This is a genomic window from Actinomadura sp. 6K520, assembly GCF_004349245.1.
GTDB lineage: Bacteria > Actinomycetota > Actinomycetes > Streptosporangiales > Streptosporangiaceae > Spirillospora.
Window position 1 is genome coordinate 16,956 of record NZ_SMLC01000068.1, and the last position, 19,154, is coordinate 36,109.

17 protein-coding genes are annotated in these 19,154 nt (G+C 72.4%); all 17 read left to right on the top strand.

From position 1 onward, the window contains the following. The 17 genes from rpmF (at position 1) to rimM (ending at position 19,084) form a co-directional block, all read left to right on the top strand. Positions 1-180: a 50S ribosomal protein L32 gene (gene rpmF / locus E1289_RS19260; protein ID WP_131982048.1), complete on the top strand. Its 180-nt coding sequence runs from the start codon at positions 1-3 to the stop codon at positions 178-180. 281 nt (positions 181-461) lie between these two features. Beyond that, positions 462-1,280 carry a ribonuclease III gene (rnc, locus tag E1289_RS19265; RefSeq protein WP_131982050.1) on the top strand — a complete coding sequence of 273 codons (819 nt, stop codon included), beginning with the start codon at positions 462-464 and terminating at the stop codon, positions 1,278-1,280. Next, positions 1,273-2,196 (top strand): bifunctional DNA-formamidopyrimidine glycosylase/DNA-(apurinic or apyrimidinic site) lyase, encoded by a 924-nt coding sequence (gene mutM / locus E1289_RS19270; protein ID WP_131982052.1) that lies wholly within the window; start codon positions 1,273-1,275, stop codon positions 2,194-2,196. Before rnc ends, mutM begins: the two co-directional genes overlap by 8 nt. Before the next feature lie 109 nt (positions 2,197-2,305). Further along, entirely contained in the window at positions 2,306-2,614 is a 309-nt protein-coding gene (locus E1289_RS19275; protein WP_131982054.1) for an acylphosphatase, read from the top strand. Positions 2,615-2,792: 178 nt separating this feature from the next. Then, entirely contained in the window at positions 2,793-2,990 is a 198-nt protein-coding gene (locus E1289_RS19280) for a hypothetical protein (RefSeq protein WP_083946295.1), read from the top strand. Positions 2,991-3,655: 665 nt separating this feature from the next. Then, on the top strand, positions 3,656-7,312 hold the full coding sequence (gene smc, locus E1289_RS19285; protein WP_131982056.1) for a chromosome segregation protein SMC: 3,657 nt from the start codon (positions 3,656-3,658) through the stop codon (positions 7,310-7,312). Between the two features lie 520 nt (positions 7,313-7,832). Beyond that, on the top strand, positions 7,833-8,234 hold the full coding sequence (locus tag E1289_RS19290; RefSeq protein WP_165970539.1) for a globin domain-containing protein: 402 nt from the start codon (positions 7,833-7,835) through the stop codon (positions 8,232-8,234). Positions 8,235-8,240: 6 nt separating this feature from the next. Further along, positions 8,241-9,404 carry a globin domain-containing protein gene (locus E1289_RS19295; RefSeq protein ID WP_131982060.1) on the top strand — a complete coding sequence of 388 codons (1,164 nt, stop codon included), beginning with the start codon at positions 8,241-8,243 and terminating at the stop codon, positions 9,402-9,404. Between the two features lie 5 nt (positions 9,405-9,409). Then, on the top strand, positions 9,410-10,060 hold the full coding sequence (locus tag E1289_RS19300; protein WP_165970540.1) for a DivIVA domain-containing protein: 651 nt from the start codon (positions 9,410-9,412) through the stop codon (positions 10,058-10,060). A gap of 395 nt (positions 10,061-10,455) precedes the next feature. Further along, the gene (gene ftsY / locus E1289_RS19305) at positions 10,456-11,610 is read left to right on the top strand and encodes a signal recognition particle-docking protein FtsY (RefSeq protein ID WP_131982064.1); all 1,155 of its coding nucleotides are present in this window, start codon (positions 10,456-10,458) and stop codon (positions 11,608-11,610) included. A 159-nt stretch (positions 11,611-11,769) separates the two neighbouring features. After that, on the top strand, positions 11,770-13,131 hold the full coding sequence (locus E1289_RS19310) for an ammonium transporter (RefSeq protein WP_279487356.1): 1,362 nt from the start codon (positions 11,770-11,772) through the stop codon (positions 13,129-13,131). A 2-nt stretch (positions 13,132-13,133) separates the two neighbouring features. Beyond that, the gene (locus tag E1289_RS19315; RefSeq protein WP_131982066.1) at positions 13,134-13,472 is read left to right on the top strand and encodes a P-II family nitrogen regulator; all 339 of its coding nucleotides are present in this window, start codon (positions 13,134-13,136) and stop codon (positions 13,470-13,472) included. A gap of 8 nt (positions 13,473-13,480) precedes the next feature. Further along, the gene (locus tag E1289_RS19320) at positions 13,481-15,889 is read left to right on the top strand and encodes a [protein-PII] uridylyltransferase (RefSeq protein ID WP_131982068.1); all 2,409 of its coding nucleotides are present in this window, start codon (positions 13,481-13,483) and stop codon (positions 15,887-15,889) included. 134 nt (positions 15,890-16,023) lie between these two features. After that, positions 16,024-17,634, top strand: a complete 1,611-nt coding sequence (ffh, locus tag E1289_RS19325) for a signal recognition particle protein (protein ID WP_131982070.1) — start codon at positions 16,024-16,026, stop codon at positions 17,632-17,634. 231 nt (positions 17,635-17,865) lie between these two features. Beyond that, complete coding sequence (gene rpsP, locus E1289_RS19330; protein ID WP_131982072.1) at positions 17,866-18,315, top strand: 30S ribosomal protein S16; 450 nt, start codon at positions 17,866-17,868, stop codon at positions 18,313-18,315. Positions 18,316-18,317: 2 nt separating this feature from the next. Then, positions 18,318-18,560, top strand: coding sequence for an RNA-binding protein (locus E1289_RS19335; protein WP_021598307.1), 243 nt, complete (start codon positions 18,318-18,320; stop codon positions 18,558-18,560). Between the two features lie 11 nt (positions 18,561-18,571). After that, the gene (gene rimM, locus E1289_RS19340) at positions 18,572-19,084 is read left to right on the top strand and encodes a ribosome maturation factor RimM (protein WP_131982074.1); all 513 of its coding nucleotides are present in this window, start codon (positions 18,572-18,574) and stop codon (positions 19,082-19,084) included. Positions 19,085-19,154 lie beyond the last annotated feature (70 nt).

Below are 19,154 nucleotides of genomic sequence, written 5' to 3' on the forward strand. Positions count from 1 at the left end.
GTGGCCGTCCCCAAGCGGAAGAAGTCGCGCAGCAACACGCGGCACCGGCGTGCGCAGTGGAAGGCCACCGCGCCGAACCTGGTCGAGTGCCCGACGTGCCGCGACCCGAAGCTGCCGCACACCGCGTGCGCGACGTGCGGCACCTACAACCGGCGGCAGGTCATCTCTCCGTCGTCCTGAGGTCTTCTCGCATCCCGGGGGGCGGATCCGCGCGTACGGCGCGGCCCGCCCCCTGCGGTGCGGCAGGACCGGCACCCCGACCACCCCGGCGCGAGACGTCGGCGTGGTGACCGGCGCGGAGAGCGCGCCCGGAGCCGTGGTGCACGCCGGGATCACCGACCGGCGCGCACCTCGTCTTCGCGGACCTTCCCTCGCCGAGCGTCCTCGCCGTCCCGGCCCCCGGCCGCGCGCCACAGACGCGACCGCGCCCTGCGCGGTGCACGGCCTGCGAGGAGGGCCCTGTGAGCGGCAAGAAAAGCGACCCCGCGCCGGACCGCGCGGAACTGACCGGCGCGCTCGGCGTCGACGTCGACGCCGAACTGCTCGAACGCGCACTCACCCACCGTTCCTACGCCTACGAGAACGGCGGGCTGCCCACCAACGAGCGCCTGGAGTTCCTCGGCGACTCCGTGCTGGGGCTCGTCGTCACCGACACCCTGTTCCGGGGCCACCCCGACCTGCCCGAGGGGCAGCTGGCCAAGCTGCGCGCCGCCGTGGTCAACATGCGGGCCCTGGCGGGCGTCGCGCGGGGCCTCGGCGTCGGCGCCCACATCCGCCTCGGGCGCGGCGAGGAGGGCACAGGAGGGCGCGACAAGGCGTCGATTCTGGCCGACACCCTGGAGGCCCTGATCGGCGCGGTGTACCTGGACCGCGGCCTGGACGAGGCGTCCGCCCTGGTACACCGGCTCTTCGACGCGCTGATCGCCCGTTCCGCGGGTCTCGGCGCCGGGCTGGACTGGAAGACCTCTCTGCAGGAGCTCACCGCCGTCGAGGAACTCGGCGTCCCCGAGTACCACGTCGCCGAGAGCGGCCCCGACCACCAGAAGACGTTCCGCGCCACGGTCCGCGTCGGGGGGACGACGTACGGGTCCGGTGACGGCCGAAGCAAGAAGGAGGCCGAGCAGAACGCGGCCGAGGCCGGCTGGAACGAGATCCGCCGGATCGTCGTGGAGCGCGAGGCCGCCGCGCAGGGCGAGCATGCCCAGGAGGCCGGTCTGCGTGAGGCGGGTCAGCGGGAGGCGGGCCGGGAGGCCGGAGAGGCGGCCCAGGCCGGTGCCTGAGCTTCCCGAGGTCGAGGTCGTCCGGCGCGGCCTGGAACGCTGGACGACGGACCGCACGATCGCGTCCGCCGAGGTGCTGCACCCCAGGTCGGTGCGCCGCCACGCTCCCGGCCCGGCCGACTTCGCCGGGCGCCTCGCCGGACGCACCGTCCGCGCGCCGCAACGCCGCGGCAAGTACCTGTGGCTGCCGCTGAGCACGCCGGACGGCGCGGCCGGCGGGGTGGACGGGGCGGACGGGGCGAATGAGGCGGTCCTGGCCCACCTCGGGATGAGCGGGCAGCTGCTCGTCGGCGAACCGGACCGGGAGCGCGAGAAGCACCTGCGGGTGCGGATCGCCTTCGCCGACGGAGGCCGCGACCTGCGCTTCGTCGACCAGCGGACGTTCGGCCACCTCATGGTCACCGACCTGGTCCCCGACGTCGTCGGCGGCGAGAAGGGCCCCGGGCTCGTCCCGGAGCCGATCGTGCACATCGCCGCCGACCCGCTGGAGCACGCCTTCGACGCCGAAGCGTTCTTCCGCGCCCTCCGCCGCCGCAGGACCGGCATCAAGCGGGCCCTGCTCGACCAGTCGCTGATCAGCGGGGTCGGCAACATCTACGCCGACGAGGCGCTGTGGCGGGCCAGGCTGCACTGGGCGCGGCCGACCGACACGATGACCCGGGCGGAGGCCGCACGCGTCCTGGAGGGCGCACAGGAGGTCATGGAGGCCGCCCTGGCCGTCGGGGGGACCTCGTTCGACAGCCTCTACGTCGACGTGAACGGCGACAGCGGCTACTTCGAGCGGTCGCTGGACGCCTACGGGCGGCGCGACGAGCCGTGCCGCCGCTGCGGCGCCCCGATCCGCCGGGACGAGTTCATGAACCGCTCCTCCTACAGCTGCCCCGTGTGCCAACCGCGTCCGCGCCGGGCGCGCTGACCGCGGGCCCGGCCCGCTTCCGCCGGCGCCGCACAGGTCAGGCCGGGTGCTCGCGCCGGCCGGAGGTTACTTTGAGCACGATTGGTGACCACGATCGAGGAGGGCGCGAATGGAGACCGGTGACGACGAGACCGTGCGGCTGACGGCCTGGGTGCGCGGGCGGGTCCAGGGGGTCGGGTTCCGCTGGTGGGTGCGGGCGCGGGCGCTGGAGCTCGGCCTCGCCGGCAGTGCGACCAACCTCGCCGACGGGCGGGTCGAGGTCGTCGCGGAAGGTCCCCGTGCACGGTGCCGGACGCTCCTCGACCTGCTGGAAGGCGACGCCCCCGGCGGACTGCCCGGCAGGCCCGGCAAGGTCACGGGCGTGGCGGAGCGCTGGAGCGAGCCGCGCGGAGCGGGTCCCGGTTTCCACGAGAGGTGACCGGGTAGGGAGTTCCGGTTTATACCTGCTAAACTAGTAGAGGAAGGTTGTTACCGGCCTGTGATGTGCGTCTTGACCAGGACACCGGCCGGTGCGACTCTAGACGATACGCGCACCGACTTCAGCTGTTTCTCGTGCGCGATCCCTGCTGGTTACTCAGCGTGGAGGACCCTTAGTCATGGCGAAGGCTCTACTCGGCCACGTCGGCGGTCCCGACCCCCGGATGGTCGCGGAGATGCGGCGCCTTCAACAGCGCGTACGTGATCTGGAAGCCGAGCTCGTACGGCTTCAGGCAGAGAACGACGCGCTCGCGACGGCTCCGGACGACGATGTGATGTCCCTTGCGGTGAAGGACCGTGAACCGGCGCTGACTTGATCAGCGCCTTATTCCTGAACAGGGACGCCACTACCTGGCGTCCCTGTAGCGTTGAGAAGCAGTTACATGCCGCAGTGCCCTCGGCGGTGGGGCCCGTAGGGGCCCTACCCGCAGCGGGGGCTACTCGCGATCGCCGCCTCGCCCGGCCCGCTCAGGGTCCCGCGGCGCGATCAGGTTCTCCGCTTCCCTGCGGCCTGCCTTCGGACGCGATCACGGCCGTTGAGGCCGGTTCCCCTTCGCGGGGTCGGCCGGGTGAGTGCCCACCGGTTTCGCCCGGCGTGGCCAGTCCCATTGCCACCGTGCGTGACGGTGAAGTCGGGAGCCGGAGCAGTCGGCAGTGTTACGCTCGGGCTGGTGTGTGCGGGACGGTCAGGATTCGGGCAAACCTTGGTCCGCATTAGCCCTGTCCGAAATTGGTGGCATATGTAGCGATTGTCCGGATTTGGGGCATCCGGTGGTCCGTGGCCGTCGTGACCCGAATCCGGGGTGCCGCCCGCGCGTCCCGACCGCGGGCCGGCCGTGGCCGAGGTATAACGAACACGGCGTGGCCGGTCCCCGTCCCGGATGTCGATGCGCCTGGCAGGGCCGCGGGCAGGGGCGGCGCGCCGGAGCCGCGCCGGTGGCCGCGGCGGTGCCGACGGACATTGCAGGAGGACGGCGAGCGCGTGTACTTGAAGAATCTGACGCTGCGCGGCTTCAAGTCCTTCGCGTCGTCCACCACGCTGAAGTTCGAGCCGGGCATCACCGCCGTCGTCGGGCCGAACGGCTCGGGCAAGTCCAACGTCGTGGACGCCCTGGCCTGGGTCATGGGGGAGCAGGGCGCCAAGTCGCTGCGCGGCGGCAAGATGGAGGACGTCATCTTCGCCGGGACCGCCAACCGGGCGCCGCTCGGCCGCGCGGAGGTCGTGCTGACGATCGACAACACCGACGGCGCCCTCCCGATCGACTACACCGAGGTCACGATCAGCCGGCTCATGTTCCGGTCGGGCAGCAGCGAGTACGCGATCAACGGCGACCCGTGCCGGCTGCTGGACATCCAGGAGCTGCTGTCCGACTCCGGCATCGGCCGCGAGATGCACGTCATCATCGGGCAGGGGCAGCTCGACCGCGTCCTGCACTCGGGCCCGGAGGGACGCCGCGCGGTGATCGAGGAGGCGGCCGGCGTCCTGAAGCACCGCAAGCGCAAGGAGAAGGCGCTCCGCAAGCTCGACGCGATGCAGGGGAACCTGACCCGCGTCCAGGACCTCACCGGTGAACTGCGGCGGCAGCTGAAGCCGCTCGGCAAGCAGGCCGAGATCGCCCGCAGGGCCGCCGTCATCCAGGCCGACCTGCGCGACGCCCGGCTGCGGCTGCTGGCCGACGACCTGGTCACGCTGCGGACCAGGCTGGAGCAGGAGGCCGCGGACGAGGCCGCGATCCGGGAACGCCGCACCGAGACCGAGCGGGCGCTGAACGAGGCGCAGGAGCGGGAGCGCGTCCTGGAGGCCGAGGAGGCCGAGCAGGCGCCCAGGCTCGCGCAGGTGCAGGACACCTGGTTCCGGCTGTCGGCGCTGAAGGAGCGGCTGCGGGGCGTCGCCGACCTCGCGGCCGAGCGCCACCGCAACGCCGCCGAGGCGCGAGAAGAAGAACGTCGCGGCCGCGATCCCGAGGACATGGAGCGCGAGGCCGCGGAGATCCGCGAGCAGGAGGAGATGCTCCGGGCGGCGCTGGAGGAGGCGCAGGAAGGGCTCTCCACGGCCGTCGAGGAGCGGTCCGGCGCCGAGGAGGCGCTGGCCGCCGAGGAACGGCGGCTGCAGGCCGCCGCCCGCGCCGCCGCCGACCGGCGCGAGGAACTGGCCCGGCTGCGCGGCCGCGTCGAGGCGCTGCGCAGCAAGGCCGCCGCCGGACGGTCGGAGATCGGGCGGCTCACCGAGGCGCGCGCGGAGGCCGAGCAGCGCGCCGAGTCCGCGCAGGCCGAGTTCGAGGCGTTCGAGGCCGAGGTCGTGGCGGATCCGGAACTCGCCGCCGAGCACGAGGCGGCCCAGGAGGCGCTCGGCACGGCCAAGGACGCCGCCGAGTCGGCGCGCGCGGCGCTGGACGCCCCGCGCCGCGCACTCAAGGAGGCGCGCTCGGCCGTGGGGTCGGCGAGGTCGGCGGACCAGGCCGCGCAGAAGAAGGTCGCGGCGCTGCAGGCCCGCATCGAGGCCCTCGGCCTGACGCTGGCCAGTGCCGCCGACGGCGGGGAGACGCTGCTGGCCGCGGGCGCGGACGGCGCGCTCGACGGCGTCCTCGGCACGGTCGCGTCGCTGCTGAACGTCCGGCCCGGCTACGAGACGGCGATCGCCGCCGCGCTCGGCAACGCGGCCGAGGCCATCGCGGTCGGCTCCCTGGACACGGCCGAGGCCGCGCTGGCGCTGCTGCGCTCCCGCGACTCCGGACGGGCCGGGCTGCTCGTCGGCGGGGGAGCGGCCGTCGCGTCCGGCCGGCTCCCCGGCGTCGACTACGCGGTCGACGCCGTCACCGTGCCTGACGGCGTGCGTCCCGCCATCGAGCACCTCTTGCGTGATGTGGCCGTCGTGGACGACGTTCCGTCCGCCGCCGCCTTGGTCCGCGGGGAACCGTCACTGCGCGCCGTCACCCGTGATGGCGACCTCGTCGGTGCGCACTGGGCGCAAGGCGGCGCAGCGGGCGGAGCGCAGAGCCTTCTGCAGATGCGCGCGACGCTGGACGAGGCCACCGAGGACCTGGCCGCGGCCGAGACGGCGGCCGGAGTCGCGGCGGGCGACCTCACGGCCTCGGTGGAGCGTGAGCAGGCGGCCCAGACGGCGGTGGAGGCCGCCGAGTCCGCTGCCAACGAGGCGCAGTCAGGGGTCAATCAGGCACAGGCGGAACTCGACCGGGTCCGCGCGCGCTTGCGCGAGTTCGACGCGCAGGCCGCCCGGGAGGCCCAGCGCGCCGCCCGCCTGGAGGCCGACGCCCGCGCCGCCCGGGGTGAGGCGGAGCGGCTCACCAAGGCCCTCGACGCGGCGAACGAGTCCCTGGAACGCGATACCGAGGCGGCCGAGGAACTCGCGATGCGGCTCGCCGAGTCGGAGGAGGCCGCGGAGGTCGCCGAAGAGGCGGGCCACGACACGGAGGCCCGCGAGGAGCTCAGCGCCCGCTGCCAGGAACTCCGCGCCGCCGAGATGGAGGCGCGGCTGACGGTCCGCACCGCCGAGGAGCGCGTCCAGGCCATCGCCGGACGCGCCGACGCCCTCGAACGCGGCGCCCACCGCGAACGCGAGGAACGCGCCCGCGCCGCCCGGCGCCGCGCCCGCCGCGAGGAGCAGGCCAAGGTCGCCAAGGCCGTCCACCGGGGCGCCAGGACGGCCCTGGAGCGCATCGAGCACTCCCTGGCGGCGGCCGTCCGCCGGCGGGAGGCCGCCGAACAGGCCAAGGCCGCCCGCGAGGCCGAGCTGAAGGTCGTCCGCACCCAGGTCCGCGAGCTGTCGGCGACACTCGAACGCCTCGTCAACGTCGTCCACGGCAACGAGGTCGCCCGCGCTGAGCAGCGCCTCCGGCTGGAGCAGTACGAGCAGCGGGCCCTGGACGAGTTCGGCCTGGAGGTCGAGTCGCTCGTGTCGGAGTACGGGCCCGACCAGCCCGTGCCGCCCGACCCGGACAAGGGGGAGGACGCTCAGCCCGCCCCGTACGACCGGGCCGTCCAGGAGAAGCGCGCCAGGACCGCCGAACGGCAGCTCAACCAGCTCGGCAAGGTGAACCCGCTCGCCCTGGAGGAGTTCGCCGCGCTGGAGGAACGGCACGCGTTCCTCACCTCGCAGCTTGAGGACCTGAAGAAGACCCAGCGCGAGCTGCTCGGCCTCGTCAAGGAGGTGGACGACCGCGTCCAGGAGGTCTTCGGCGCCGCCTACGACGACACCGCCCGCGAGTTCGAGCGCATCTTCGCCCGGCTGTTCCCCGGCGGGGAGGGCAGCCTGTCGCTGACCGAGCCCGACGACATGCTCGCGACCGGCGTCGAGGTCTCCGCCCGCCCGCCCGGCAAAAAGGTCAAGCGGCTGTCGCTGCTGTCGGGCGGCGAGCGCTCCCTGGTCGCGATCGCGTTCCTCGTCGCCGTCTTCAAAGCCCGCCCGTCGCCGTTCTACGTCCTGGACGAGGTCGAAGCCGCGCTGGACGACACCAACACGCAGCGGCTCCTCACCGTCTTCGAGGAACTGCGCGAGGCGTCCCAGCTGATCGTGATCACCCACCAGAAGCGCACCATGGAGGGCGCCGACGCCCTCTACGGCGTCAGCATGCGCAACGACGGCGTCACCCAGGTCGTCAGCCAACGACTGAGGGCGTAGTTCATTGCATTGTTCATTGCATTGCCCTTGACGGTCAGGCGCCAGAGCGCCTTCCCTTCGGCGGGCACTGCGCGCGATCGCTGCATCGCTCCGGCTCGCCCAGGGGCTCGCTGCGCGATCAGGTTCCTCGCAGGCTCGGAACCAGCCTTCGGACGCGATCACAGGCGCTGGGGTCGTTGCGGGGTTGCGCCGGTGGCTGGGGCCGGTGCGCGTAAATTTCATATAGCCGCAATATCGGTCGACCCTTCTTTGGAGCGTTACAATACCCCACTGTTCGCATTTCAGACAGGGGTGTGATGGGGTGCTCGACTTTTCTTCCGGTCCAATAACTTCCTGATCACAGTGTATTTTCGCCGGTTGTCGGGTGGGGGCCTAGGCGGCATGCACTGACCGTGACTCCTTGGCGACGCTGGCGGGCTTGTGCGGGTCGGGACCATCCACTACGCATATGCACCGTGGTTCTCCGGCTTCCCCACTGAGCGAACACCGTTCGGTACGGAGAATGCGGAAGGTGATGCGCATGGACCCCCAGAAAATCCAGGAGAATTTCGCCCTGGTCGGCGCGAACGGCGTCGACGTCGCCGAGTATTTCTACGCCGATCTTTTCGCGCGCGAACCGGGGCTGAGGTCGATGTTCCCGTCGGCGATGTCGAAGCAGCACGAGGTCCTGCTCGCCGCGCTCTCCCAGATCGTCTCGTCGGTCGACGACCCCGACGCGCTCGTCCCGTTCCTGCAGGACCTCGGCCGGCGGCACCACGGCTTCGGCGTCGCCGGTGACCACTACGCCCCGGTGGGCGCCAGCCTCCTGGCCACCCTCGCCCACTTCAGCGGCCCCGAGTGGAACGAGGACCTCGAACGCGACTGGACGGCCGCCTACGGCCTCGTCGCGAAGGTCATGACGGAGGCCGTGGCCGTCTCCTGATCCGACATGGACGCCCAACGCCTGAAGGCCAGCTTCGACCAGGTCGCCGAGCAGGGGGACGCGGTCGCCCTGTTCTTCTACTCCGACCTCTTCGTCCGCAACCCCCATCTGCGCGACATGTTCCCGATCGGCATGCGCGGGCAGCGCGACAAGCTGCTGCGCGCCCTCGGGCACATCGTCTCCCGGGCGGACGACCTGCCCGCCCTCGTCCCGTTCCTCCAGCAGCTCGGCCGCGACCACCGCAGGTTCGGCATCGTCTCCGAGCACTACCCGCACGTCGGCGCCAGCCTCATCGCCACCCTGCGGCACTTCAGCGGCTCCGACTGGACCGACGACGTCGAGAGCGACTGGAACGCCGCCTACAGCCTCGTCGCCAAGGTCATGCTCGAAGCCGCCGACGAGGACGCGCTGAACAGCCCCGCCTGGTGGAACGGCCAGGTCATCGCGGTCGAGCGGCGCCGATTCGACATCTGCGTCCTGCGCGTCCAGCCGGACCGGCCGCTGCCCTACCGGCCCGGCCAGTCGGTCGCGCTGGAGGTGCCGTCCCGGCTGCGGCACTGGCGGTACTACTCGATGGCGAACGCCCCCCGCCCCGACCACACCGTGGACTTCCACGTCCGGCTCGTGGACGGCGGCCCGGTGAGCCCCGTCCTGGTGCGGGGCACCGAGCCCGGCGACCGGGTCCGGATGGGCGCCCCGGTCGGCACGCTCACCCTCGACGAGTCGTCCGGCAGGGACGTCCTGCTCGTCGCGGGCAGCACCGGCCTGGCCCCGCTCAAGGCGATCCTGGAGCAGATCTCGCGCCGCTCCGACCCGCCGCGCGTGCACCTGTTCTTCGGTGCCCGCACCAGGGACGGCCTGTACGACCTGGAGGACCTGACCAAACTGGCCGGCGAGTTCCGCTGGCTCACCGTCGTGCCCGCGGTGTCGGACGAGTCCGGCGGCCACGGCTTCACCACATTCCTCCAGTCCGGGGGCGGGGCGGGCGACGGTGACGTCGAGCACGGAAACCTGTCCGACATCGTGGCCGGGCACGGCCCCTGGGACGGCCGCGACGCCTACGTGTGCGGGCCGTCCGCGATGGTCGGGCACACGGTCGAACAGCTGGTGCGGCTCGGCGTGCCGCGGGACCGCATCCGGCTGGAAACCTTCGCAGAGGCACAGAGGTGAGCGCGTTGAACTCCCCGAACCTTCCCGTCGTCTCCGAGGGCGCGCGGCTGACCCCGGGCGAACTGCGGTCGGTGGTCTTCGCCCGGGCCGCCCTCGGCCGCCGCGGATACGACGAGGAACAGGTCCGCAACTTCCTGGCCTACGTCGAGCGGCAACTCGTCCAGATCTTCACCGAGAAGACGGCCCTCGCCGAGGAGGTCAACAGGCTGCGCGCCCAGGCGGCCAAGGGCGGCCCCGGCGTCATGGCGCCCGAGGACGCCCACTTCCAGGCCGTCCGGATCCTGTCGCAGGCCCAGCAGACCGCCGACCTGTACGTGGCGGACGCCGAGCGCTACACCCGCGAAGTGGCCCACGAGGCCAGGCTGCAGCGGGAGGCGATCCTGTCCGACGCCAAGGGCCGCGCCGAGCACATGCTGGAGGACGCCCACCGCAAGGCCGCCGCGGTGGCGGACGCCGCCGTCCGGGAACAGGCACCGCCGCCCGCCGAACCGGACGACCAGCGCCGCGCGATGGAACGCGAGATCGCCTACCTGCGCACCTACAGCGACGTCTACCGCACCCACCTACGCTCCTACCTGGAGGCCCTCCTGCGCAACGTCGACGAGTGGGAGAACGCGGACCGCGTTTCAACCCCCGTCCCCTGGCCAACACCATGACGAGCAACCCGCCAACGCCCCGGTCCTAGCCGCAATCGCCATCCCACTCGGACCGCATCGGTGTGAGGTTCGACCGCATCGGAACGGGTTCTATGGTTTTGGCCGGGTCAACTCCTTGTTCTCTTGGAGACGACCTCAGCCGGGACCACGGGTCGTGCGGCCGGAGGTCGCTCTGCGACCGGAGGCCGCACGACCCGCCGCACGGCGAGCCGTTTCACGAGACGCGGAGCGGATCGGGAAACGGTTCGCCGTCCGTAACGGGGGTTCCAGGGGGTCGCCCCCTGGGCTGGCACCGTGCGAGACGGGGGTTCCAGGGGGTCGCCCCCCTGGGCTAGCAACGGGGGTTCCAGGGGGTCGCCCGCCTGGAAGACACACTCTGCAAAACTGGGGGCGCTATGGAATATCTGATCGTTATCGCCGCGCTGGCCGCCGTCGCTTTGATCGTCGGGGGCGTCGTGCTGCTGCGGCCCCGTCGTGGAAGGCCGCGTCCGCCCGCCGAACGTCCCGCTGAGCGGGCGGGCGGCGCGACCGTCGCCGAGGAAGAGGAGGCCGGCGCGCCCACGATCGAGCGGGCGCCGCCGACGGAGGTTCCGCCGCCGCGGCCCACGGTCGAGATCGAGAAGCCGCCGCCCGGCGCGGGCCGGCTGGTGCGGCTGCGCGCCCGGCTCGCCCGCTCCCAGAACACGTTCGGCAAGACCCTTCTCGTGCTCCTGTCGCGCGAGACGCTCGACGAGGACGCCTGGGAGGAGATCGAGGACACCCTGATCACCGCGGACATGGGCGCGGCCGTCGCCCGGCAGATCACCGATGACCTGCGGACGCGGGTGCAGGTGCTCGGCACCCGCGAGGTGGGCGATGTCCGGGAACTGCTCAAGCAGGAGCTGGTCAAGCAGATCGGCCCGGACCTGGACCGGTCCCTGAAGACGGAGACGGCCGGGGACCGTCCCGCGGTCCTGCTGGTCGTCGGCGTCAACGGCACGGGGAAGACCACGACCTGCGGCAAGCTCGGCCGCGTCCTCGTCGGGGACGGCAAGACCGTGCTGCTGGGCGCGGCGGACACTTTCCGCGCCGCCGCGGCGGACCAGCTGGAGACCTGGGCGAGCCGGGTGGGGGCGCAGGTCGTCCGGAAGGAGGAGGGCGCCGACCCCGCGAGCGTCGCGTTCGACGCGGTCAAGCAGGGCATCGACAGCAAGGTCAACGTGGTGATCGTCGACACCGCCGGGCGGCTGCACACCAAGACCGGGCTGATGGACGAGCTGGGCAAGGTCAAGCGCGTCGTGGAGAAGCAGGCCACGGTCGACGAGGTCCTGCTCGTCCTGGACGCCACGACCGGGCAGAACGGCATGCAGCAGGCCCGCGTGTTCGCCGAGGTCGTCAACGTCACCGGCGTGGTGCTGACCAAGCTGGACGGCACCGCGAAGGGCGGCATCGTCGTCCAGGTGCAGCGGGAGCTGGGCGTGCCGGTGAAGCTCGTCGGGCTCGGGGAGGGCCCCGACGATCTCGCGCCTTTCGAGCCGGAGGCGTTCGTGGACGCGATCCTGGGCGACTGACATTTGCCGAAAATGCGCTATGTGAGGATTTAGAAACACCGGCGAAACACGCCAAGGCCGGTTTTCACACCGCGGAAACGTAGGAGCCGATCGGGTGAAACGGCCGCGCCAGAGTCTCTGAGCAGTCATGTTCCCTGGCGAGGAGGGACCCTCTCAGAGATGAAGATCGATAGCGGTAACACCGCGTGGATCCTGACGAGCGCGGCGCTCGTTCTGTTGATGACACCGGGCCTGGCCTTCTTCTACGGAGGCATGAGCCGGGCCAAGAGCGTGCTCAACATGATGATGATGAGCTTCGTCAGCATCGCCGTCGTCGGCATGGTGTGGGTCGCCTACGGCTGGTCCATGGCCTTCACGTCGGGCGGCGGGCTCAGCTCCTTCGTCGGCGGGTTCAGCGAGTGGGGGCTGGTCGGCCTGGAGACGGCGGCCACCGCCGACGACGGGACCGGCATCCCGCAGCTGGTGTTCGTGGCCTTCCAGGCCACGTTCGCCATCATCACCGTCGCACTCATCAGCGGCGCCGTGGCGGACCGTGCCAAGTTCGGGGCCTGGGTCGTGTTCACCGCGGTCTGGGCGACGCTCGTGTACTTCCCGATCGCGCACTGGGTCTGGTGGTCGGACGGCGAGGAGGGCGGCAAGGCCGGCTGGATCTTCGAGCTCGGCGCACTCGACTTCGCGGGCGGCACCGTCGTCCACATCAACGCGGGTGTCGCGGCGCTCGCCCTGGTACTCGTCCTCGGCAAGCGCAGGGGCTGGCCGAAGGAGCCGATGCGCCCGCACAACCTGCCGTTCGTCCTGCTCGGCGCCGGGCTGCTGTGGTTCGGCTGGTTCGGGTTCAACGCCGGCTCGGCCGGGGCGGCCGACGAGATCGCCGGCCTCTCGTTCATCAACACGATCGCCGCGACCTGTGCCGCCGCGTTCGCCTGGATCGTCGTGGAGAAGCTGCGGGACGGCTCGTCCACCACGCTCGGCCTCGCGTCCGGCATCGTCGCCGGGCTCGTCGCGATCACCCCGGCCTGCGCGTTCGTGACCCCGCTCGGGGCCATCGCCATCGGCCTCGTCGCCGGTGCCGTCTGCGCGTTCGCGGTCAGCCTCAAGTACAAGCTCGGCTACGACGACGCGCTGGACGTGGTCGGCGTCCACATGGTCGGCGGAATCGTCGGCGCGCTGCTCATCGGGTTCCTGGCGACCACGGCCGTCAACGACGGCGGCGCCGACGGCCTGTTCGCGGGCGGCGGCCTGTCGCTGCTCGGCAAGCAGGCGGTGGCGGTCCTGGCGACCCTCGCCTACTCGTTCGTGGCGACCTACCTGATCGCCAAGATCATCGACCTGGTGATGGGCTTCCGGGTCAGCGAGGACGACGAGGCGGCGGGCCTGGACAGCACGGCCCACGCCGAGACCGCCTACGACTTCGGCACCATCCGGGCGGGCGGCGGTTCCGGTGCGACGCTGGCGGCGCCCGCCCCGGTCAGCGGGGACGCGGGCAAGCCCGAGGGCGCGGCCAAGAAGGTGGAGGCGTAGGGATGAAGCTCATCACGGCGGTCATCAAGCCGTTCAAGCTGGACGAGGTCAAGAAGGCGCTGGAGACCTTCGGCGTCAAGGGCCTCACGGTCAGCGAGGCCAGCGGCTACGGCCGGCAGAAGGGCCACACCGAGGTGTACCGCGGTGCCGAGTACCAGGTCGACCTGGTGCCCAAGCTGCGGGTCGAGGTCCTCGTCGACTCCGCGGACGCCGACGACATCATCGACGTGATCGTCAAGGCGGCCCGCACCGACAAGATCGGCGACGGCAAGGTCTGGGCCGTCCCCGTCGACACGGTCGTCCGGGTCCGCACCGGCGAGACCGGGCCGGAAGCCCTGTAGGCGTCCCGGTGACCCTCGCCACCCCGCGTCCCGGAGACCGCCCGGCCGAACCGGGCGGTACCGGGACGGACGGGGCGGGAACCGCCCGTGCCGCCCTCGCGGCGGCACGGGCCTCCCGCGCCGCGGAACTGGACCGCTGGCTGGGCTCCCTCCTCACGGCCTGCGGCACCCCGGACGACGTGGCGCTCGTCGCGGTCGGCGGCCACGCCCGCCGCGACCTGACCCCCGGCGGCGACCTCGACCTCGTCCTCCTGCACCGCGGCAGGGCGGACATCGCCGAGATCGCCGACCGGATCTGGTACCCGGTCTGGGACTCCGGGCTGCGGCTCGACCACTCGGTCCGCACCGTCCACGAGGCCCGCACCGTGGCGCGCGGCGACCTCAAGGCCGCACTCGGGCTGCTGTCGGCGCGCCGGATCGCGGGCGCCCACGCGCTCGCCGACGAACTGCGCGCCGCCGTCCTCGCCGACTGGCGCGCCGACGCGCCCGTCCGGCTGGCCGACCTGTCGGCGCTGTGCCGCGAGCGCTGGGACGCGCAGGGCGAGCTGGCCTTCCTGCTTGAGCCCGATCTCAAGGAGGCGCGCGGCGGGCTCCGCGACGTCCACGTCATGCACGCCGTCGCCGCGTCCTGGGTCGCGTCCGCCCCCGGCGGCCGGGTCCGGGACGCCCACGACCTGCTCCTCGACGTGCGGCACGCGCTGCACGAGGTCACCGGCCGGGCCACCGACCGGCTCGTCCTGCAGGAGCAGGAGGCGGTCGCGCACGCCCTCGGCCTGCTGGACGCGGACGTCCTGCAGCGCTCGATCGCGGAGGCCGCCCGCACGATCACCTACGCGGCCTCCCACCTGTGGCGCCGTGTCGACCGTTTCACCGCCGCCCAGGGCCGGCGTCCCGGCGTCGCGCGGGACCGGCCCGGTGGCGGGGGGATCGGCGGTGCGCGGCCCGGAGGTGAGCGACGGGGTGCGGAGCGGCGCGGCGTGGAGCGGCGTCCCGTCGGGGACGGCGCCGTCGAGCACGAGGGCGAGGTCGTCCTCGCGCGGAACGCGAACCTGGACGACCCCGCGCTCGTTCTCCGCGTCGCCGCCGCCGCTGCCCAGGCGGGCCTTCCGCTTGCCCCCGCCACGGTCTCCCGGCTCGCCGAGCACGCGGCCCTGCCGACGGCGCCGTGGCCCGCCGAGGCCCGCGACGCCCTCGTGTCCCTGCTCGGCGCCGGTCCCGCCGCCATCGGCGTCTGGGAGGCCCTCGACCAGGCCGGGCTGATCGTCCGGCTGCTGCCCGACTGGGAACGCGTCCGCAACCGCCCGCAGCGCAACCCCGTCCACCGGTTCACCGTGGACCGCCACCTCGTGGAGGCCGCCGCGGGCGCCGCCGCCCTCACCCGTGACGTCTCCCGGCCCGACCTGCTCCTCGTGGGCGCGCTTCTGCACGACATCGGCAAAGGCTGGCCGGGCGACCACTCCACCAGCGGCGCCGTCGTCGCCCGCGACCTCGGCGCCCGCCTCGGCTTCCCCGAGGAGGACGTCAGCGTGCTGGAGACGCTCGTCCGCCACCACCTGCTGCTCCCCGAGACCGCCACCCGCCGCGACATCGACGACCCGGTCACCGTGCGGACCGTCACCGCCGCCGTCGCCGCGGTGCCCGGCCGCGAAGGCGAGATCATCGATCTGCTCGCCGCCCTCGCGATCGCCGACGGCAACGCCACCGGCCCCGCCGCCTGGGGGACCTGGAAGGCCCGGCTCGTCGCCGAACTCGCCCGCCGCTCCGCCGCCGCGCTGGCCGGCGGGACACCGCCGCCCGCACCCGTCCTCGGGGCCGACCGGCTGGCCCTCGTCCGCCACGACGGCGGCGCCGTCCGCGTCACCGGCTCCCGCATCACCATCGCCGCGCCCGACCGCCCCGGCCTCCTGTGGCGCGCGGCCGGCGTCCTCGCCCTGCACCGCCTGGCGGTGAAGACCGCCCGCACGATCTCCGCCACGGAGGACTCCGGCGGGACCGCCGTCCTGGACTTCACCGCCGTCCCCGAATTCGGGACGCCGCCGGACCCGGCCGGCCTGGAGGCGGACCTGCGGCGCATGCTCGCCGACCGGCTCGACGTGGCCGGCCTGCTCGAACGCCGCGCCAGGTCGGCCCGGGTGCGGCCCGGCGTGACGGTCCCGCCGCCCCGCGTGCTGATCGTGGACGACGCGTCCCGCACCGCCACCGTCGTCGAGGTCCGCGCCCACGACCGGCCCGGGCTGCTCTGGCGGATCGGGCAGGCGCTGGGCGCGTGCGGCCTGCGGGTCCGCGCGGCCAGGGTCGACACCCTCGGCGCCGAGGCCGTCGACGTCTTCTACGTGGTGGACGAGACCGGCCGCCCCGTCGACGACCCCGCCGTCCTGGCCGACGTGCGGACCGGGATTCTCACCTCCCTGCGCTGACCCGCACGTTCAGCGTGTCCGGCGGATACGGGCGGGAGGTCCCGGAAAGGGCTCGGCGAGACGGGTGGGGCTCGGCCGGTGACCCGATACGCTGATAGGCGATCCCAGAAGCTTTCCAAGGACGGTCCAGACACGTGTTCGAGACGCTCTCCGACCGGTTGACGACGGTCTTCTCGTCGCTGCGCAGCAAGGGCAGGCTCTCCGAGGCCGACATCGACGCCACGGCCCGGGAGATCCGGATCGCGCTGCTCGAGGCCGACGTCGCGCTGCCGGTGGTCAAGGACTTCATCGCGCAGATCAAGGAGCGGGCGCGGGGCGCGGAGGTCTCGCAGGCGCTGAACCCGGCGCAGCAGGTCGTCAAGATCGTCAACGAGGAGCTCATCAACATCCTCGGCGGCGAGACCCGCCGGATCAAGCTCGCCAAGACCCCGCCCACCGTGATCATGCTCGCCGGGCTGCAGGGCGCGGGCAAGACCACCCTCGCAGGCAAGCTCGCCCGCTGGCTGAAGCAGGAGGGCCACGCCCCGATGCTCGTGGCCGCCGACCTGCAGCGGCCCAACGCCGTCCAGCAGCTCGAGGTCGTCGGCGAGCGGGCCGGGGTGGCGGTGTTCTCGCCCGAGCCGGGCAACGGGGTCGGCGACCCGGTCGACGTCGCGCGCCGCTCGATCGACGTCGCGCGCCGCTCGATCGACCACGCGCGGCAGGCCCAGCACGACGTCGTCGTCATCGACACCGCCGGCCGCCTCGGCATCGACGCCGAGATGATGCAGCAGGCCATCGACATCCGCGACGCCGTCCGGCCCGACGACGTGCTGTTCGTCGTCGACGCCATGGTCGGCCAGGACGCCGTCAACACCGCTCAGGCGTTCATGGACGGGGTCGGCTTCGACGGCGTCGTCCTCACCAAACTCGACGGCGACGCCCGCGGCGGCGCGGCGCTGTCGGTGCGGCACATCACCGGCCGGCCGATCATGTTCGCCTCGACCGGGGAGAAGCTGGAGGACTTCAGCGTCTTCCACCCGGACCGCATGGCGGGCCGGATCCTCGACATGGGCGACATCCTCACCCTGATCGAGCAGGCCGAGCAGGCGTTCGACGCCGAGCAGGCCGAGCGGATGTCCACGAAGTTCGCCTCCGGCGAGGACTTCACGCTCGAGGACTTCCTTGAGCAGATGATGATGATCCGCAAGCTCGGCCCCATCGGCAACCTGCTCGGCATGATGCCGGGCATGGGGCAGGTCCGGGACCAGATCAGCGGCATCGACGACCGGGACCTGGACCGCATCGCCGCGATCATCCGCTCGATGACCCCGCAGGAACGCGCCCAGCCCAAGATCATCAATGGTTCGCGGCGGGCCCGTATCGCCCGCGGTTCCGGTGTCGGCGTCGGCGAGGTCAACAGCCTGGTCACCCGGTTCTTCGACGCGCAGAAGATGATGCGCCAGATGGCCGGGGGGATGGGCATTCCCGGTATGCCCGGCATGGCGGGTGGACGGAAGAAGGCGGCCAAGGCGAAGGCGGCCAAGAACAAGAAGGGCAAGCAGCGCAGCGGCGACCCGCGCAAGCGCGCCGCCGGAGCGAAGGGCCGCCAGGACGACCAGCAGCCCGCCGCCGACGGGATGCCCCAGGGGCTCCCGCCCGGCCTCGGCGGGGGCCAGCTTCCCCCGGGCCTCGGCGGCGGTCAGCTTCCGCCCGGTTTCCAGATGCCCGACCTGAACAAACTGCAGGGCCGCAAGAAGAAGTGACCGCGTGTTCCGCCGGGTGACGGCGGCGGGGGAGCCATGTCCCGGACACGGCATCGTGCGATTGCGCTTTCGCCGCCATCGTCTGGCAGAATGGCTTGCTGGAAACCCGGATTCGCGAGGCGCCCTCTCTCGTCCTGCGCGGCCGGAGTCCATCGGACGGCCGTGAGCCGGTGTTCCCCACCTGGCACGGGCCCGTCCACCCCGTAATGAAGTCTGGAGTACACCGCACCCGTGGCAGTCAAGATCAAGCTCAAGCGTCTGGGGAAGATCCGGAACCCGCAGTACCGGATCGTCGTCGCCGACGCCCGCACCAAGCGTGACGGGCGCGCCATCGAGGAGATCGGGCTCTACCAGCCCAAGCAGGAGCCGTCCCTCATCAAGATCGACTCTGAGCGGGCGCAGTACTGGCTCGGCGTCGGCGCGCAGCCGACCGAACCCGTGCTCAACCTGCTGAAGATCACCGGCGACTGGCAGAAGTTCAAGGGCGAGCCGGGTGCCGAGGGCACCCTCCGGGTCGCCGAGCCCAAGCCCGACAAGAAGGCCGCGTTCGAGGCGGCCGTCAAGGAGTCGATGGGCGACGTCGCGGCCGCGGCCCCGGCGGCCAAGGGCAAGAAGAAGGCCGAGCCGAAGAAGTCCGAGGCGAAGCCCGCCGAGACCACCGAAGCCAAGAGCGAGGGCTGACCGTGCTCGAAGAAGCGCTCGAGCACCTGGTCCGCGGGATCGTGGAGAACCCGGACGACGTCCGGGTCCGCGCCCGCCGGATCAGGGGCGGCCGGGTCCTCGAGGTGCGCGTGCACCCCGAGGACCTCGGGAAGGTCATCGGCCGCAGCGGTCGTACCGCCAAGGCCCTGCGCACCGTGATCAGCGCCCTGTCCGGGGGCCGCTATGTGCGCGTTGACCTGCTCGACGTCAACGAGGTCCGCTGAGTGGCGTCCCGATGAGCGAACCGCTCGTGGTGGGACGGATCGGACGGGCACACGGGATTCGCGGTGAGGTCGCCATCGATGTCCGCACGGACGAGCCGGAGTCCCGGTTCGCCGCGGGCACGACGATCGCCACCGATCCCGCGCCGACCGGTCCCCTCACCATCGAGCGCGCCCGCTGGCATTCGGGACGCCTGCTCGTGCGCTTCGCCGGGATCGACGACCGCGACGCCGCGGAGGGCCTCCGCGGCACCTGGCTCGTCGTCGACCCCGGTGACATCACCCCGTCCGCCGACCCGGACGACTACCACGACCAGGAACTGATCGGCCTCACCGTCGTCACCGCGGACGGCGGCGACGTCGGCGAGGTCGCCGACGTCCTGCACCACGGCCAGGACCTCCTGGTCGTACGCGGCTCCGCCGGCGAGCGGCTGGTCCCGTTCGTCGCGGCGATCGTCCCCGAGGTGGACGTCCCCGGGGGGCGGCTCGTGATCGACCCGCCCCCCGGCCTGCTCGACCCGTCCTGACCCAGCCCAGACCGAAAGACAGGGACCCAACGGGTTGAGCCGCCTCCAAGACCACCACCCACCCCCCACC

Coding starts and splice junctions, on each gene's coding strand:
- E1289_RS19275 (WP_131982054.1), top strand. CDS start 2,306: ATGGAGACCGGTGACGACGAGACCGTGCGGCTGACGGCCTGGGTGCGC.
- E1289_RS19280 (WP_083946295.1), top strand. CDS start 2,793: ATGGCGAAGGCTCTACTCGGCCACGTCGGCGGTCCCGACCCCCGGATG.
- E1289_RS19290 (WP_165970539.1), top strand. CDS start 7,833: ATGGACCCCCAGAAAATCCAGGAGAATTTCGCCCTGGTCGGCGCGAAC.
- E1289_RS19295 (WP_131982060.1), top strand. CDS start 8,241: ATGGACGCCCAACGCCTGAAGGCCAGCTTCGACCAGGTCGCCGAGCAG.
- ftsY (WP_131982064.1), top strand. CDS start 10,456: ATGGAATATCTGATCGTTATCGCCGCGCTGGCCGCCGTCGCTTTGATC.
- E1289_RS19310 (WP_279487356.1), top strand. CDS start 11,770: ATGAAGATCGATAGCGGTAACACCGCGTGGATCCTGACGAGCGCGGCG.
- E1289_RS19315 (WP_131982066.1), top strand. CDS start 13,134: ATGAAGCTCATCACGGCGGTCATCAAGCCGTTCAAGCTGGACGAGGTC.
- rimM (WP_131982074.1), top strand. CDS start 18,572: ATGAGCGAACCGCTCGTGGTGGGACGGATCGGACGGGCACACGGGATT.